General features: G+C 64.1%; 16 protein-coding genes and 1 tRNA gene. 7 read left to right on the top strand and 10 right to left on the bottom strand.

What is annotated here, in order from left to right:
- The first annotated feature begins 29 nt into the window (after positions 1-29).
- The 3 genes from rbfA to truB all read left to right on the top strand — a co-directional run bounded on the left by rbfA (position 30) and on the right by truB (position 2,177).
- Complete coding sequence (gene rbfA, locus KO490_RS05925; RefSeq protein WP_216018490.1) at positions 30-467, top strand: 30S ribosome-binding factor RbfA; 438 nt, start codon at positions 30-32, stop codon at positions 465-467.
- Positions 457-1,215, top strand: coding sequence for a phosphodiester glycosidase family protein (locus tag KO490_RS05920; RefSeq protein ID WP_216018489.1), 759 nt, complete (start codon positions 457-459; stop codon positions 1,213-1,215). The genes rbfA and KO490_RS05920 overlap by 11 nt, the downstream gene beginning before the upstream one ends.
- 68 nt (positions 1,216-1,283) lie before the next feature.
- Positions 1,284-2,177: a tRNA pseudouridine(55) synthase TruB gene (gene truB / locus KO490_RS05915; protein WP_216018488.1), complete on the top strand. Its 894-nt coding sequence runs from the start codon at positions 1,284-1,286 to the stop codon at positions 2,175-2,177.
- Here the strand turns inward: truB and KO490_RS05910 are convergent.
- From KO490_RS05910 to KO490_RS05900, 3 genes are read right to left on the bottom strand one after another with little or no spacing between them, the layout of a single operon-like run.
- Positions 2,167-2,991, bottom strand: coding sequence for a C40 family peptidase (locus KO490_RS05910; RefSeq protein WP_216018487.1), 825 nt, complete (start codon positions 2,989-2,991; stop codon positions 2,167-2,169). The two genes, truB and KO490_RS05910, sit on opposite strands and share 11 nt — an antisense overlap.
- Positions 2,992-2,995: 4 nt before the next feature.
- The gene (locus tag KO490_RS05905) at positions 2,996-4,363 is read right to left on the bottom strand and encodes a M17 family metallopeptidase (protein ID WP_216018486.1); all 1,368 of its coding nucleotides are present in this window, start codon (positions 4,361-4,363) and stop codon (positions 2,996-2,998) included.
- Positions 4,364-4,421: 58 nt separating this feature from the next.
- Entirely contained in the window at positions 4,422-4,799 is a 378-nt protein-coding gene (locus KO490_RS05900; RefSeq protein WP_216018485.1) for a hypothetical protein, read from the bottom strand.
- A gap of 137 nt (positions 4,800-4,936) precedes the next feature.
- On the opposite strand from KO490_RS05900, the gene KO490_RS05895 reads away from it, so the two are divergent.
- On the top strand, positions 4,937-5,584 hold the full coding sequence (locus KO490_RS05895; RefSeq protein ID WP_216018484.1) for a carbonic anhydrase: 648 nt from the start codon (positions 4,937-4,939) through the stop codon (positions 5,582-5,584).
- Between the two features lie 77 nt (positions 5,585-5,661).
- Here the strand turns inward: KO490_RS05895 and KO490_RS05890 are convergent, their stop codons facing one another.
- The 4 genes from KO490_RS05890 to KO490_RS05875 form a co-directional block, all read right to left on the bottom strand.
- Positions 5,662-6,684, bottom strand: a complete 1,023-nt coding sequence (locus KO490_RS05890) for an aspartate-semialdehyde dehydrogenase (RefSeq protein ID WP_216018483.1) — start codon at positions 6,682-6,684, stop codon at positions 5,662-5,664.
- A 136-nt stretch (positions 6,685-6,820) separates the two neighbouring features.
- Positions 6,821-7,435, bottom strand: a complete 615-nt coding sequence (locus KO490_RS05885; RefSeq protein WP_216018482.1) for a glycosyltransferase family 29 protein — start codon at positions 7,433-7,435, stop codon at positions 6,821-6,823.
- Entirely contained in the window at positions 7,432-8,463 is a 1,032-nt protein-coding gene (locus tag KO490_RS05880) for a glycosyltransferase family 4 protein (protein WP_216018481.1), read from the bottom strand. The genes KO490_RS05885 and KO490_RS05880 overlap by 4 nt, the downstream gene beginning before the upstream one ends.
- A 72-nt stretch (positions 8,464-8,535) precedes the next feature.
- Positions 8,536-9,063 (bottom strand): hypothetical protein, encoded by a 528-nt coding sequence (locus KO490_RS05875; protein WP_216018480.1) that lies wholly within the window; start codon positions 9,061-9,063, stop codon positions 8,536-8,538.
- Positions 9,064-9,203: 140 nt separating this feature from the next.
- On the opposite strand from KO490_RS05875, the gene leuB reads away from it, so the two are divergent.
- From leuB to KO490_RS05860, 3 genes are all read left to right on the top strand, one after another.
- Positions 9,204-10,328, top strand: a complete 1,125-nt coding sequence (leuB, locus tag KO490_RS05870) for a 3-isopropylmalate dehydrogenase (RefSeq protein ID WP_216018479.1) — start codon at positions 9,204-9,206, stop codon at positions 10,326-10,328.
- Between the two features lie 3 nt (positions 10,329-10,331).
- Positions 10,332-11,288 carry a DMT family transporter gene (locus KO490_RS05865; RefSeq protein ID WP_216018478.1) on the top strand — a complete coding sequence of 319 codons (957 nt, stop codon included), beginning with the start codon at positions 10,332-10,334 and terminating at the stop codon, positions 11,286-11,288.
- A gap of 48 nt (positions 11,289-11,336) precedes the next feature.
- Positions 11,337-11,413 (top strand) — tRNA-Pro (locus KO490_RS05860).
- A gap of 383 nt (positions 11,414-11,796) precedes the next feature.
- Here KO490_RS05860 and KO490_RS05855 read toward each other — a convergent pair.
- The 3 genes from KO490_RS05855 to KO490_RS05845 all read right to left on the bottom strand — a co-directional run.
- Positions 11,797-12,396 carry a hypothetical protein gene (locus KO490_RS05855; RefSeq protein ID WP_216018477.1) on the bottom strand — a complete coding sequence of 200 codons (600 nt, stop codon included), beginning with the start codon at positions 12,394-12,396 and terminating at the stop codon, positions 11,797-11,799.
- A 6-nt stretch (positions 12,397-12,402) separates the two neighbouring features.
- The gene (locus KO490_RS05850) at positions 12,403-13,761 is read right to left on the bottom strand and encodes an ATP-binding protein (RefSeq protein ID WP_216018476.1); all 1,359 of its coding nucleotides are present in this window, start codon (positions 13,759-13,761) and stop codon (positions 12,403-12,405) included.
- 238 nt (positions 13,762-13,999) lie between these two features.
- A partial coding sequence (locus KO490_RS05845; RefSeq protein WP_216018475.1) for a tyrosine-type recombinase/integrase occupies positions 14,000-14,629 on the bottom strand: 630 nt, incomplete at its 5' end.

Here is a 14,629-nt window from a genome sequence, read left to right as displayed (position 1 = left end):
CCGCCCCGCGACCCCCTACATCGGAGCGCATGGCACAGAACCGCTTCTCTCATGGCAAGGGCCCGTCGCAGCGTCAGCTGCGGGTGGGCGAACTGATCCGCCGCACCCTGTCCGACGTGCTTCTGCGCGCGGATGTGCACGACCCGGATCTGAACCGGCATTCCATCACGGTGGGCGAGGTCCGCACCTCGCCGGACCTGAAGGTGGCGACGGCCTTCGTGCTGCCCCTGGGCGGTTACGACGCCGAGGATGCGCTGAAGGCCCTGCGCCGCAATTCGGCCGAGCTGCGTCACCTCGTCTCGAAGGAGATGTCGCTGAAATACGCCCCGCAGCTGCGCTTCCAGCTGGACGAGACCTTCGACCGCATGGACGAGACGCGCCGCATGTTCGACGACGAACGCGTCCGCCGCGATGTCGAGACCGATTCCGACGTCGCCCCCGGTTTCGACGAAGACGATGTGGACTGAACTGTCGCGCCGCCTGGGTGTGGCGGTGGGCATGGTGATGGCGCTTGCCATCCCCGCCGGTGCCCAGACCTGCGAACGCGTCGACCATGACGGACAGGGCTATGTCCTGTGCCGAGTCGAGGCCGCGCAGGAACCCGCGCTGCGGCTGTGGCAGGACGGGGCCGACGGCAGACCGCTGCGCAACTTCGCCAATGTCCGCGCGACGCTGGATGACGGCCAATCGCTGGCCTTCGCGATGAATGCGGGCATGTTCCACCCCGATTACCGCCCCGTGGGCCTTCTGGTGATCGATGGCCACGAGGAATCGGGCATCGTCACGGGTGGTGGCGGCGGCAATTTCGGGATGCTGCCCAACGGGGTCTTCTGCACGGGCGGCGACAGGCCGTTCCGGGTGATCGAATCGCGCAGCTTCGCCGAGGATCGGCCGGAATGCCGCCTTGCGACCCAGTCGGGGCCGATGCTGGTGATCGACGGCGAACTGCATCCGCGATTCCTCGTGGACAGCGACAGCCGCTATATCCGCAACGGGGTGGGCGTGTCGCCGGACGGGCAGACGGCCTTTTTCGCGATTTCCAGCAGGCCCGTGACCTTTCACGAATTCGGGCGGTTGTTCCGCGACGGCCTGGGCGTGCGCGACGCGCTGTATTTCGACGGGTCGATATCGCGGCTGTTCGCGCCGGACGTGAACCGTGCCGATTTCGGGCGCAGCATGGGGCCGATCATCGGCCTGGTGGGCGCGCCCGGCTGACACCCGAGGTTGACCGCATGGCCGGGGGCGGATATCTGCCCGGCCTTTCCATTTGCAGGAGAACGGGCATGGCACGCAAGAAGGGCCGCGACATCAATGGCTGGCTGATCGTGGACAAGCCCGCGGGCGTGACCTCGACCTCGGTCGTGGCCAAGGTCCGTTGGGCGCTGGACGCGAAGAAGGCGGGCCATGCGGGCACGCTGGACCCCGATGCGACGGGGGTTCTGGCCGTGGCCCTGGGCGAGGCGACGAAGACCGTGCCCATCGTGACCGATGCGCTGAAATGCTACGACTTCACGGTCAACTGGGGGTCCGAGACGACGACCGACGATGCCTCGGGCGAGGTGCTGCGCCAGTCGGACATGCGCCCGACCGAGGATCAGGTCCGCGCGGCGCTGCCGAAATTCACCGGTGACATCATGCAGGTTCCGCCCGCCTACAGCGCCGTCCGGGTCGAGGGCGAACGCGCCTACGACCTGGCCCGCGAGGGCGTGGAGATGGAGCTGGCCGCCCGTGCCCTCTGGGTCGAGAGCCTGTTCCTGAACGAGGCCGGTTCCGATACCGCGCGCCTGGAGATGGTCTGCGGCAAGGGCGGCTATGTCCGGTCCATCGCCCGCGATCTGGGCCGCGAATTGGGATGCCTTGGCCATGTCGCGCATCTGCGCCGCACCTGGTCCGGCCCCTTCGAGGCCGAGAACGGCGTCGAATTCGCCAGGATCGACCGCGAGGCCCAGGAATGGCTGGAAGGTCAGCTTCTGCCGCTGGAGACCGGCCTTGCCGATCTGCCGATGCTGCGGGCGACCACCGAAGGCGCGATCCGCATCCGCAACGGCAATCCGGGCGAGGTGACGGGCGGCGCCGATTGGGGCGATCTGGTCTGGGTGTCGGATGCGGCAGGCCCGGTCTGCATCGGGCGCTACCAGGGCGGGATGGTCCAGCCGGAACGGGTCTTCAACCTCTGATACCGTCAGAGGGGCGGCGGGCGCCCAGGAATGGTCCTTCGCCCGCGGCATCGATCCGCGCGATCGCGTCGGCGATGTTTTCCGTGATGACGGACATCTGCCATGCGGTCGCGTGGATCATCATCTCCTCGGACATGGCGATGGCGACATGGCCCGGCCAGAACAGCAGGTCCCCGCGCCGGATCCGGTCGGTTTCGGGTAATGCCTGCCGCTGAAGGTCGCTGTCGCCCGGACAGGGAATGCCGCAGGCCGTCAGACCTGCCTGCGCAAGGCCCGAACAGTCGATCCCCCATGCGCTGTTGCCGCCCCACAGATAGGGGACGCCGAGGTATCGCATCGCCACATCGACGGGGTCGTGTTCCAGCATCGCGTCCACATGCTGCAGCGGGACGAAGCCGCCGCCCGCCAGTTCGGCAAAGCGCCCCTGTATCGCGGTGACAGACAGGCGCGCGCCGTGGGGCAGGGCGCCCAGTTCGCGCCGCTTCATGTCGGGCGTGGGATAGACATGGGTCGCCAGCGCCGTGACGCGATGGGTGATCTGCGGAAGGTCCGCCTGCAGCGCCTCGGTCGCGATCCAGCCGCAGTAACCGTCGGCGGATTGCACGAAGCTTGCGCCGTCGCGATCCTCGATCACGGTGACGTCGGTGCCGAAGATCAGCTGACGGTCGCGCGGGCCGTCTGGTCGGGCCAGCAGGTCGGTCACGGGTTTCGTGACGCGGGCGGCATGTCCGTCGGTCCATGCGGGCGCGTCCAACCTGCCGCGCAGGCTGTTCAGGGCAATGCGGTCGGTCGCGGGGGTCAGGCGGCGGTCCATTGGATCAGCCCATGATCCGCGGCAACGCCGCCAGAATGGCGCGCGATGCCTGCCCGACACCGCCCTTGGGCCGCCCCGGCATGGCCGAGGGCTGCCAGCCATAGATGTCGAAATGCGCGTATCGCGCGGCTCCTTCCGCGAAGCGGCGCAGGAACAGCGCGGCAGTGATCGACCCCGCCATCCCCCCCGAAGGCGCGTTGTCCAGATCCGCGATGCCGGGCTCGATCATGGACTCGTAGGGGTTCCAGAACGGCATGCGCCAGACCGGATCGCCCGCCTCCATGCCCGCGGACTGGATCGCCTGCGCGGTCGCGTCGTCGTCGCAGTAGAACGGCGGCACATCCGGCCCGAGCGCGACCCGCGCCGCCCCCGTCAGCGTCGCAAGCGAGATCATCAGGTCGGGGTTCTCCTCGGCCGCAAGCGCCATCGCATCGGCCAGGACCAGTCGGCCTTCGGCATCGGTGTTGTTCACCTCGACCGTCAGGCCCTTGCGGCTGGTCAGGATGTCGCCGGGGCGGAAGGAGTTGCCCGCGACGTTGTTTTCCACCGCCGGGATCAGCACGCGCAGGCGGATGCCGCGCAGCGCGCCCGTATCGGCCAGCATCGACAGCAGCCCCAATGCGGTCGCGGCCCCGCCCATGTCCTTCTTCATCAGCCCCATCGAGGCGCCGGGCTTGAGGTTCAGGCCGCCCGTGTCGAAGCAGACCCCCTTGCCGACCACGGTCAGCATCGGACCGTCATCGCCGATGCGGATGTCGATCAGGCGGGGCTCGGCCTCGGCCGCGCGACCCACGGCATGGATCAGGGGCAGGTTGCCGTCCAGAAGCGCCTGCCCGGTCGTCACCTCGATCCGCGCGCCGATGCGGGTCGCCAGATCTCGGGCGGCCTGCTCCAGCTGCGCGGGGCCCATGTCGCAGGCGGGGGTGTTGATCAGGTCGCGGGTCAGGAATTCGCCCGAGGCGATCGCGATGGCGCGTTCCGCATCGGCGCCTTCGGGGCAGCGCAGGCGCGGGCCGTCCTTGGGTGTCCCGGCATATCGGGTAAACCCGTACTGCCCCAGCAGCCAGCCGAGCGCCAGCGCATCGGCGTCCAGCCCCGCGGGCGCATTCGCAAGATGCCAGTCGCCCTTGGGCAGCGCATGGGCGCGCGCGATCTGGAAACGCTCGCGATCGGCGCGGGCGGGATCGCCCAAGCCCATCAATGCGCCGCGCAGCCCCCCGTCCGCATCGGGCAGCAGGCAGATCTGGCCCGCCTGTCCCGCAAATCCCGTTGCTGCGGGCCAGCTGCCGGCCTCGGGGGGCAGGTCGTCGCCGGACCAGATCAGCCACAGGGGCAGGGTCGTTGCATCGGACGGGGCGAATTGGGGCGTCATGACGGATATCCTTGCAGTTCGCCCGCAGCCTACATCCTGCAGGGGCGCCCGCAACCCGTCACGCCATCGCCGTCCGGTCCCAGATCGCGGTCAGCGACCGGTTGCCCACGCGCATCAACCGCGCATGGATCGCGGCCAGCGCGGGGCCGTCCGCGCGGGCACCCGCCGCCCCCAGATCCATCGCGACGCCCGCCAGCGACAGAAGGCCGATCTGCCAGGACAGCCGCGACATCCGCTCGGCCAGGGGCAGGGCGTCGGGCAGCCGCCCCTCGCTCAGGGCGGCATCGGCATCCGTCAGCAGGCATGCCAGCTGTTCCAGCACCAACCCGATCACCGCATGTGCCGCGCCCTCGCCCATCTTCGCCTCGATATCCGCGATCCGGCGTCCGTCCACCCGGACGGGTTCGGATACCGCAAGCGCCGCGATCTTTGCCATTCATGCCTCCGGCGGTGTTTCGTCTGGGGGCGAGGATGGTCGGTCGCGGTGAAGAAAGGCTTGACCCGGCAGCGGAATAACTCTCGAATTTTCCGGATCGGCGGCGTATCACGCAGCCCAGAAAGCGAGGTTTCAAGATGAACGATTTGTCTCCGCTGCCGCAATATCTGGTCAAGCGCTACGAGGGGTGGAAGGCCACCATCCATTCCGAAAATCACGCATGGTATCGCCGGCTGGCCGAAGAGGGGCAGCGCCCCCGCGCCATGGTGATCTCGTGCTGCGACAGCCGCGTCCACGTCACCAGCATCTTCGGCGCGGATTCGGGCGAGTTCTTCATCCATCGCAACATCGCCAACCTGGTTCCGGCACATGCCCCCGACGGCCAGCAGCACGGCACCTCGGCCGCGGTGGAATACGCGGTGACGGCGCTGAAGGTCACGCATCTGATCGTGATGGGCCATACCCGCTGCGGCGGCGTCGCGGGCTGCCACGCGATGTGTTCCGGCCACGCCCCCGAGATGGACGAGGCGACCAGCTTCGTCGGCCGCTGGATGGACATCCTGCGCCCCGGATACGAGCGCGTGAAGGATCTGCCCGAGGATCAGCAGGTCCCCGCCCTGGAGCGCGAGGCGGTGATGACCTCGATCCGGAACCTGCTGACCTTCCCCTTCGTCAAAGAGGCCGTCGAGGCGGGCACCCTGACGCTGCACGGGCTGATCCACGACATCGCCGACGGCACGCTGGTCCAGGCGACGGGCGACGGCACCCGCTGGACGCCGGTCTGACCAACCTGCATCGCGAATGAAAAGGGGCGGCAAGGTGAACCCTCGCCGCCCCTTTCTCATTTCGGTCGAATGGCCGTTCAGCCCTTCTTGAGGACCTTGTTGCCCAGCAGTTCGGCGATCTGGACCGCGTTCAGCGCCGCGCCCTTGCGCAGGTTGTCGCTGACGCACCAGATGTTCAGGCCGTTCTCGATGGTGCCGTCCTGGCGGATGCGGCTGATGAAGGTCGCGAAATCGCCCACGCATTCGACGGGCGTCGTGTAGCCGCCGGGTTCGCGCTTGTCGACGACCATGATGCCCGGCGCCTCGCGCAGGATGTCGCGGGCCTCGTCCTCGTCCAGGAAGTCCTCGAACTCGATGTTGATGGCTTCCGAATGGCCGACGAAGACCGGCACGCGGACGCAGGTCGCGGTGACCTTGATCGAGGGATCGACGATCTTCTTCGTCTCGGCGACCATCTTCCATTCTTCCTTGGTCGAGCCGTCTTCCATGAAGACGTCGATCTGCGGAATCACGTTGAAGGCGATCTGCTTCTGGAATTTCGAGGGCTCGACCTCCTGACCCGGCACGTACATGCCCTTGGTCTGGTTCCACAGCTCGTCCATGCCGTCCTTGCCCGAGCCGGAAACCGACTGGTAGGTCGAGACGACGACGCGCTTGATGCGCGCGCGGTCATGCAGCGGCTTCAGCGCGACGACCATCTGCGCAGTCGAGCAGTTGGGGTTCGCGATGATGTTCTTCTTGGAGTAGCCGGTGATCGCCTCGGGGTTCACTTCCGGCACGATCAGCGGGATGTCGGGGTCGTAGCGATAGAGCGAGCTGTTGTCGATCACGACGCAGCCGGCCTTGGCGGCGACGGGGGCGTATTTCTTGGTGGCGTCCGATCCGATGGCGAACAGGGCCATGTCCCAGCCGGTGAAGTCGAACTGGTCGATGTCCTGGATCTTCAGGGTCTTGTCGCCGAAGCTGACCTCGGTGCCCTGCGAGCGACGCGAGGCCAGCACGGCGATCTCATCGACGGGGAACTGGCGTTCGTCCAGGATGTTCAGCATTTCGCGGCCCACATTACCCGTGGCACCGGCGACGACGACTTTATAGCCCATTCGCGGGGACTCCTTCTCCTGCGGTCGATGGCATTTACCGCAATCACGGCAGGTTTGAAAGGGTCTTGCCCGAAAGGGGACCCCGGTGGCCCGATCCTTGCGCGGTGGCCTTGCGCGGCCGGTTCCCATGCGGAGGTCAGGCGATGCGCAGACGGTCGTCCTGGGCCATGAAGGTCTCGACCATGGCGCGTTCGGCGGCAAAATCATGGGGCACCTGCCCGGCGGTGCGGCGGCCCGACAGGCTGAGACTGGCGAAGAAGTCGAAGCCGTGAAGCGTCAGCGATGCCAGATCGGAACGCATCAGCAGCTCGATCATCATTGCGCCCGTGGTCGGGGGGGCCGCGAAACGGCCCCGCAAGGCGCGGTAATCGTCCAGGGGATGCAGATAGAACCCGTCCGAGGATGCGCTGGTCCAGTCCAGCCGTTTGCGCTTGGGCGACATCCACAGGATGCGGCCCGGCGCGATGCGGGCGCGGTCGGCATTGTCCAATCGCGTGGCCAGCGCCAGCCAGTCGGTGCGCGTGCCGTGGCTGCGGGCGCTCGGCATGGGCGCACGGTTGATGCGGATCACGGTATCGGCAGCGTCGATCCGCGCGCCTTGGTCCTTGTCGGCCAGCGCACGGGCATTGCCCACCAGCGCCACATGGCGTCCGCGCAGTTCGGCCAGCAGATCAGCCTGCGAAAGGGACATCCGCATCAGCGCATCGTCGCGCCGCAGGGTGCGGGCCAGCAGGAAACCGGCCCGCGTCATGCCAGCATCTCGCGGTATATCGCGACGAGCGCCGCCGCCTCGACCGAGATGTCGTGGTTCGTCACCGCATGTTCGCGCGCCGCAAGCGCCGCCGCGCCGCGTGCCGCATCGTCGTCCAGCCAATGCGCGACGGCATCGTCCAGCGCGGGCGCATCGTCAGGCGCGATCAGCGTGCCCGTCGCGGGGGTCAGCAATTCCTCGAACGCGCCGACGCGGGTGGCCACGACCGGCACGCCGCAGGACAGGGCCTCGAGGACGGTCAGGCCGAACCCCTCCCACCGCTGCGGCGCGACATAGAGATCCAGCGCGCCGTACCAGTCGGCCATCCGGTCGACCGTTACCTCGGGCAGGAAGCGGATGCGGTCGGACAACCCGGCCTTGTCCACCTGCGCCTGCAGGTCGGACAGGAAGGCGCGGTGCTTTTCGGTGGCGCGGCCCATCACCAGCGCGGTGACGCCGGGGCGGTCGGGCAGCAGCCGGATCATGGCGCGGACGAAATCGCCCGTGCCCTTCTGTTCGCGGATCCGGCCATAGCAGCCGACCAGGACCTGATCCGCGGGCAGGCCCAACTGTGCCCGCAGGGCTGCACGGTCGTCGGGCGGGGCAAAGCCTGCCGTATCGATGCCGTGATGGATCACGTCCGCGGGCCGTTCCAGGTATCCCGCCCCCTTGGCCGAGGTCGCGACGATCCGGTCCATCCACGCGATCAGGCGGCGCGTATATCCGCTGTGCCGCCGCTGAGAAGCCGAGGTGAAAAGCAGGCGGTATTTCCGCCGCAGCACATGGCGAAGGACCAGCCCCAGGGCCATTTCCGTGTTGCGCCGCGCATGCCAGACGCGCCAGCGGTCGCGGGGCAGGGTCGCTGCGCGGATCAGGGGGATGTGGGGAATGCCATCGGGCAGGCCCGGCCCGGTCGCGGCGATGGGGATCATCCGCGCTTGGACCGGGATCAGCCGGACCACGGTCGCGGTCACGCCCGACAGCCGGCGCTTGAGGTTGGGGGCAACGATAAGCGGGGCTTCGGGCATCTGGCCTCGTGGGGGGTTCGCGTTCGGTCGCCCGATCCTAGACCAAGCCCGCGACCGCGAACAGGGTGGCGCTCAGGGCTGGGCGGCCTCGTCCTGCGGGGCTTCCGCCGACTGGCCTTCCGCGGACTGGCCTTCTGCGGACCGGGCTTCATCGGACTGGGCCAGGCCGGGGGTGATCGGTCGGGTGCTGCCGCCCATCGATTCCAGCCGGGCGATCAGGTCGGGGGTCTCGGCCTCGACACGGTCGCAATTCTCGGGATCGTCCAGCACGCTGAAGGCGGGGCGGAAATATTCGCGGTCGTAATCCAGCGCGTCGAGCCCGAGCTGTTCGATCAGGCGGTCGGTCGTGCCCGTCATCAGCTGCCATTCGGCATCGCTGATCTCGTGGCCGGCGCAGTTCTCGGTCAGGACGTTCAGCTCGGCCAGGTTCCGCGTCAGGTCGCGGGCCTCGGCTTCGGGCAGGGACGACACGTCGGGCAGCGGCACGACAAGGCGGTCGCCCGGCACGCCGTCGGGCGCCGGCTGCGCCATCACGTCATGCGCCCAGAGCGATATTCCCGCCACCAGGGCGGCGGCCATGAAGATGTCCCAGCTTTTCATCGCGGTCCCCTTACGCAAAGACTGCGCGATCTTCGGCAGAAACCCGGTCCCGTGCAAGGCAAGGTTGCGTGAGGGGGCGCGTGATCTTGACCCCCGCCGATGCGCCCCTTAACCGTTTTACTGCTCAGAAGGAGGCCCAAATGTCCGACAGCTATTCGCTTCTCATCCTGCCCGGCGACGGGATCGGCCCCGAGGTCATGGCCGAGGTGGTCAAGGTCGTCGACTGGTTCAAGGCGAATCGCGGGATGCAATTCGAGGTCAGCCACGATGTCGTGGGCGGTGCGGCCTATGACAAGTACGGCGCCCCCCTGGCCGACAGCACGATGGAACTGGCGCAATCGGTGGACGCGGTGCTGCTGGGCGCCGTGGGCGGTCCGCAATACGACAACCTCGATTTCGCGCTGAAGCCCGAACGCGGCCTTCTGCGCCTGCGCAAGGAAATGGACCTGTTCGCCAACCTGCGCCCCGCGCAGTGCTTCGACGCGCTGGCCGATTTCAGCAGCCTCAAGCGCGATGTCGTGGCGGGCCTGGACATCCTGATCGTCCGCGAACTGACCTCGGGGATCTATTTCGGGCAGCCGCGCGGCATCCATGCCGACGACAATTCCGACAACGAGGGCGGCCGCGTGGGCATCAACACGCAGCGCTATACCAGCGGAGAGATCCGCCGCGTCGCCCGGTCCGCGTTCGAGCTGGCCCGCAAGCGCGACAACCGCGTCTGCTCGATGGAGAAGGCGAACGTGATGGAATCCGGCATCCTCTGGCGCGAAGAGGTGCAGTGGGTCCATGACAACGAATATCCCGATGTCGAGCTGTCGCACATGTATGCCGACAACGGTGCGATGCAGCTGGTGCGCAACCCGCAGCAGTTCGACGTGATCGTGACGGACAACCTGTTCGGCGACATCCTGTCGGACGCGGCGGCGATGCTGACGGGCAGCCTGGGGATGCTGCCCTCGGCCAGCCTGGGCGCACCGATGGCCAATGGCCGCCCCAAGGCCATGTACGAACCCGTCCATGGCAGCGCCCCCGACATCGCGGGGCAGGGCAAGGCCAACCCCATCGCCTGCATCCTCAGCTTCGCGATGGCGCTGCGCTACAGCTTCGCCGAGATCGAGGCGGCCACCGCGCTGGAAGCCGCGGTCGAGAAGGTGCTGGCCGATGGCGTGCGCACCGCGGATCTGATGGGCGCCGAGGGCGGCACCCCCGTCAGCACGTCGCAGATGGGTGACCTGATCGTCGCGGCACTGTCGCAGGGAAACTGAACCATGGTCCCGGCCAATGTCAGGGGGGCCCTGTTGCAGCTGACTGCGATGGGGATCTTCGCGACGCATGACGTCGTCATCAAGACGCTTGGCCAGACCTATCCCCCGCTGCAGATCCTGTTCTTCTCCTCGATGCTGTCCTTCCCGCTGATCTCGATGATCCTGATGCGGGATCCCAATTCCGGCACGCTGAGGCCGAACAGCCCCTGGTGGGTGATGCTTCGCGCAGGTTGCGGGATCGCGGCCGGGATGGGCGGGTTCTTCGCCTTCTCGACCCTGCCCCTGGCGCAGGTCTATGCGATCCTGTTCACCACGCCGCTTCTGATCACCATCCTGTCGATCCCGGTGCTGGGCGAAAAGGTCGGCATCCATCGGTGGGCCGCGGTCGTGGTCGGCCTGTCGGGCGTGCTGATCGTCCTGCGCCCGGGCCCGGGGCAGGATCTGCAGCTGGGCCATGCGGCCGCGCTGCTCAGCGCCTTCGCGGGCGCCATCGCCGCGGTGACCATCCGCAGGCTCGGCCGGTCCGAACGGCCGCTGGTGCTGATGATGTGGCCGATGTTGGGGAACTTCATGGCGACGGGGGTCTCGCTCGCCTTCGCCTATCGCCCGATGGAGCTGCAGCATCTGGGCCTGGCCGGCGTGATCGCCTGTCTGGGCCTGATGGGCGGCTTCCTCGTGATCCTCGCCTATCGCGCCGGAGAGGCGGCGATCGTGGCCCCCATGCAGTATTCCCAGATCCTCTGGGCCACCGCCTATGGCTGGTTCCTCTTTGGCGAGGCGCTGGACCTGCCGACCCTTCTGGGCGCCTGCGTGATCATCGCCTCGGGCATCTACATCGTCATCCGCGAAGCCAGCGGTGCGTCGGTGAACCGCCCCGCCACCACGTCGCGCCTGCGCAGCGAAACGGTGACGGCCCCCAAATCGACCGTCCTTCAGAGATTGTTCGCACCGCGTCGCTAAGAAGGGCTTGCAATCGCGCGCGCATGGGGGTACCTGCCCCATCACGGTCGGAGCGTAGCGCAGCCTGGTAGCGCACCTGCTTCGGGAGCAGGGGGTCGGAGGTTCGAATCCTCTCGCTCCGACCATTTTCCCGGTTGTTGATTGCCACTGAAGTCTTCCTCAAGTGGCCACAATTCTTCCTTTGAGACAGCAAGGCTGCCGTAGTTTGGAAGCGTTACAGGCGGTACCCCGCACTACAGCAATTACCTGAGACAGCGGTCTACTATCCTCCCCGCTTCGATCCGCGAGCCGGCGGCATGAGAAGAAGCGATCAGAGGCTCCTGAATGCGAAAGCAGATCGAGCAGAGTTCATTGCAGCTTCGCAGGAAAGGGCTGGGCGACGCGGCATCGAGCGATCCCTAGCATCGCCGGACAGTTTTCGGCCCAAAGCTGCCGTTCGAGCTAAGTGCAGTGGATGACTTCTCTCAGTACACATCGACCTCGTCCGGCTCTCACGCGTACGTCGCAGTCATGAAAAGTCATTAAGAGACGCCACGCCATTAGAGTTGTTCCTGCCGCCGAGAGGGACTTCGATAAAAAAGACGCCTTCGTCGGACCTAGGCTTCCGCTTGTTCTTCTGCTGCGCCACAGGTTTACCAAGGATAGCTCGCTTCGTTTGAAAAACGGCTTTTGTGATTGTGAAGTCACTTGTCACGCCATGATACTCTCGCAACAAAGAGAGAAGGTACTGCACAAAGAGTTCGGAGTTTCTTAGCTGCTTTTTGCAAGAGGATTTACTGGGGCTATCCGACTTCATGTCAGCGATCAGGAGGTGCAGGCGACCATTTTGTGGATATGCAATTACTATATCGCATTTCTTATTCGCGATACTGTGGTCGCTTTTTACCAGACAAGATAGCTGTTTAAATGCCTTTCCGTGCGTTTTCTTAAGTTCCCCGCTCGGCGTGAAGTCGAGTTGGAATGCGCAGGCTCCAGTAGGGACATTTTTTATTTTTAGTTTCTTGAGGCGCGCTCCTGGGCTTTCCTCTTTCGCCAACACCTCTTTGAGCGGCTCATTGTATTCAATGAACAATTCTTCTCGTAGCAGGTCACCAAAAGCTCTCCTCATATCTAATCAGTCCTGCGCGGAGTAAAATATATCTTGGGCTTTTTCATTTTCTACATTGATGATGTCGTCAAAAATGGATGTGTCTATGCCGGTATCTGAAATGCCCATTTTTACTAGGCCTGCTTTGGGCGTAGCGCAATAAGCATTAACTTGACTCGGCTTCAAAAGGTCTTCATCCTTATAGCCATAACGTTCCATGATCGCTTTTTGGCTGGTCGTCTCTTTGCTCAACGTAACTAGGTTGTTTATTTCCCGCACAAGGTAGTCGCTATGCGTCGTAACCAGGACTTTCACGCCTGCTGAGACGAGCCTAGAGATTAAACGGGCAATTTTTACTTGATTATCAGGGTGAAGATTTAGTTCGGGCTCATCGATTATGAGGAGCCCCCCTTCTTTTGCTATGTAGTTTATATACATATCAATCAGAAATAGAGACTTCACCGAGGAGGAGGCAATGTAAAGTGGAATATTGACTTTGGGCTTTCCGCGCTGCTTCCTTGGGCTAAAAGTCAGCAGATCATTTTCGTCCTTAAAGGTGCCTCCCACTAGATCGTTCCACATCTCAAAAATGTACCCGAACTTCTCGCGAGATTCCTTTATAAAACTCTTCTTCTTGCTGTGCGTGCTGTAATCGCGCACAACGTCAATGTTTTCTTTAATGGGCCTAGCGTACCGAGATTGCATAGAACCGAGAAGATCAATTGGATCCACTTTCTCCGCAGCCGCCAAGTGGGAGAAGATGGCGTTTCTATTGACGTCCAGCTCTTTGTAGAACAATGCAACACCAGTACGCTCGGACGTCACAACAAACGGTTCCGGAATAGACTTACCAAAAAGGCTATCGGATATTGCGGATGATATTATCCTTCTAATGATTTGCTTTGGCACGCGCTCGGAGGAAGCCCCGGAGTACGCAACAAGCAAATCTCCACTACCTTCTGACGATTCAAGGTCAAAGGTGCCCACCCTTTTAATGTTGATTGTCTGATTAAACGCATCAAGAGGATGAAGCTCGTCCTCTCTGAGTTCGAACGAAAACTCGCAATCCGTAAAGAAATCGTCTGGAGCACTGAAGTAAGAATCCAAGCCTGACTTGAAGCTATTTGAGGCACCAATGAGACGCTTCTCAAACGAGGCAGCCTCTCCACTTAGATTAAATGTGACGGGGGTTCCTTCCAAAAGCCGATTGATCTCGGAGTCCGAAATCTCGTAGTCAAAAAATTCGCTAAAATGCTGAACCACCCCGTACACCGCGTAACTGGTGTAAGTCTTGCCCGTTCCATTCGGGCCACATATGACGGTCAGGTCGTTAATTTCAATTTCACCATCATTCGCTTTAGCAAACTTCTTGAATGAAATACGCATTCAGCGCTCCTTGGGGTGAACAGACTTGAGCGATCTTTAAGCGAGAAGCGTTGAGGGCTTCAAGTGCGCTTCAGCACAGCCAACCCCGTATGAGCTGCCCGTTTAAGAGTGGGAAGCTTTTGGACCCAATGGTTACGGTAGTAAGTGTATGCTTTCTGTGACAGCCGACGTCGGCGCAGTCTACAGCGAAGGTCCGCTTTCCGCCCTACGTGCTGTTCGCAGCAGGTGCATCATCTACCTACCACAGATCGTCGAACCGATGCGCCGCGGTTCTCGTGTAGTGGGCGGTATGCCGTGGATCCCGGTGCCCGAGGTAATCCTGGATCAGCCGCAGGTCGCGGCCCTTGTTCGCCAGGGCAAAGCCGCAGGAATGACGCAGCATGTGGGGATGCACATGTCCAAGACCCGCGCGACTACCAGCCGTTCCGATAATGTAATTGACCGCCTGTCGCGTGAGCGGCTGCTTCCGCTCGGAGACGAACAGCCAGGGTAGCGCATCCTCCCGCCGCGCGAGCCAGCGCTTGATCGCCCGCAGCTCATCACCGGCGACTGGCTGCTCGACGCTAAGCCCGTTCTTCAACCGTGCGATCCAAACCCTCGATTGTGCGAGATCGACGTCCTGCCGACGCAATGCGATTGCCTCAGAGACGCGCAGCCCATGGCGGAACATCATCAGGATCAGGAGATGGTCACGTACACCGTGACGGCCCTTCTTGCTCGCGACGAGGAGCCGATAGACATCTGGCTGACCAAGGTAGTCCTGGGCGCGAACATGGGCGTCCGCCGCACGGACGTCGGCACTCTTAACACTTCGCCGCTTGGGCATAAGCCTGCCACCCTTCGCAAATCCTGACCTGCCCCCCGCGAA

It is taken from the genome of Paracoccus sp. C2R09 (assembly GCF_018860625.1).
Taxonomy (GTDB): Bacteria; Pseudomonadota; Alphaproteobacteria; order Rhodobacterales; family Rhodobacteraceae; genus Paracoccus.
The sequence above is the reverse complement of the archived record's forward strand: the minus strand, read 5'-3'. Positions and strand labels throughout refer to the sequence as shown.

What these genes read in the sequence shown, in the direction of transcription:
- KO490_RS05895 (WP_216018484.1), top strand. Translation starts at nt 4,937, where the DNA reads ATGAACGATTTGTCTCCGCTGCCGCAATATCTGGTCAAGCGCTACGAG.
- KO490_RS05850 (WP_216018476.1), bottom strand. Translation starts at nt 13,761, where the DNA reads ATGCGTATTTCATTCAAGAAGTTTGCTAAAGCGAATGATGGTGAAATT.
- KO490_RS05890 (WP_216018483.1), bottom strand. Translation starts at nt 6,684, where the DNA reads ATGGGCTATAAAGTCGTCGTCGCCGGTGCCACGGGTAATGTGGGCCGC.
- KO490_RS05920 (WP_216018489.1), top strand. Translation starts at nt 457, where the DNA reads ATGTGGACTGAACTGTCGCGCCGCCTGGGTGTGGCGGTGGGCATGGTG.
- KO490_RS05885 (WP_216018482.1), bottom strand. Translation starts at nt 7,435, where the DNA reads ATGACGCGGGCCGGTTTCCTGCTGGCCCGCACCCTGCGGCGCGACGAT.
- KO490_RS05880 (WP_216018481.1), bottom strand. Translation starts at nt 8,463, where the DNA reads ATGCCCGAAGCCCCGCTTATCGTTGCCCCCAACCTCAAGCGCCGGCTG.
- KO490_RS05900 (WP_216018485.1), bottom strand. Translation starts at nt 4,799, where the DNA reads ATGGCAAAGATCGCGGCGCTTGCGGTATCCGAACCCGTCCGGGTGGAC.
- KO490_RS05865 (WP_216018478.1), top strand. Translation starts at nt 10,332, where the DNA reads ATGGTCCCGGCCAATGTCAGGGGGGCCCTGTTGCAGCTGACTGCGATG.
- KO490_RS05875 (WP_216018480.1), bottom strand. Translation starts at nt 9,063, where the DNA reads ATGAAAAGCTGGGACATCTTCATGGCCGCCGCCCTGGTGGCGGGAATA.
- KO490_RS05910 (WP_216018487.1), bottom strand. Translation starts at nt 2,991, where the DNA reads ATGGACCGCCGCCTGACCCCCGCGACCGACCGCATTGCCCTGAACAGC.
- KO490_RS05855 (WP_216018477.1), bottom strand. Translation starts at nt 12,396, where the DNA reads ATGAGGAGAGCTTTTGGTGACCTGCTACGAGAAGAATTGTTCATTGAA.
- truB (WP_216018488.1), top strand. Translation starts at nt 1,284, where the DNA reads ATGGCACGCAAGAAGGGCCGCGACATCAATGGCTGGCTGATCGTGGAC.
- leuB (WP_216018479.1), top strand. Translation starts at nt 9,204, where the DNA reads ATGTCCGACAGCTATTCGCTTCTCATCCTGCCCGGCGACGGGATCGGC.
- rbfA (WP_216018490.1), top strand. Translation starts at nt 30, where the DNA reads ATGGCACAGAACCGCTTCTCTCATGGCAAGGGCCCGTCGCAGCGTCAG.
- KO490_RS05905 (WP_216018486.1), bottom strand. Translation starts at nt 4,363, where the DNA reads ATGACGCCCCAATTCGCCCCGTCCGATGCAACGACCCTGCCCCTGTGG.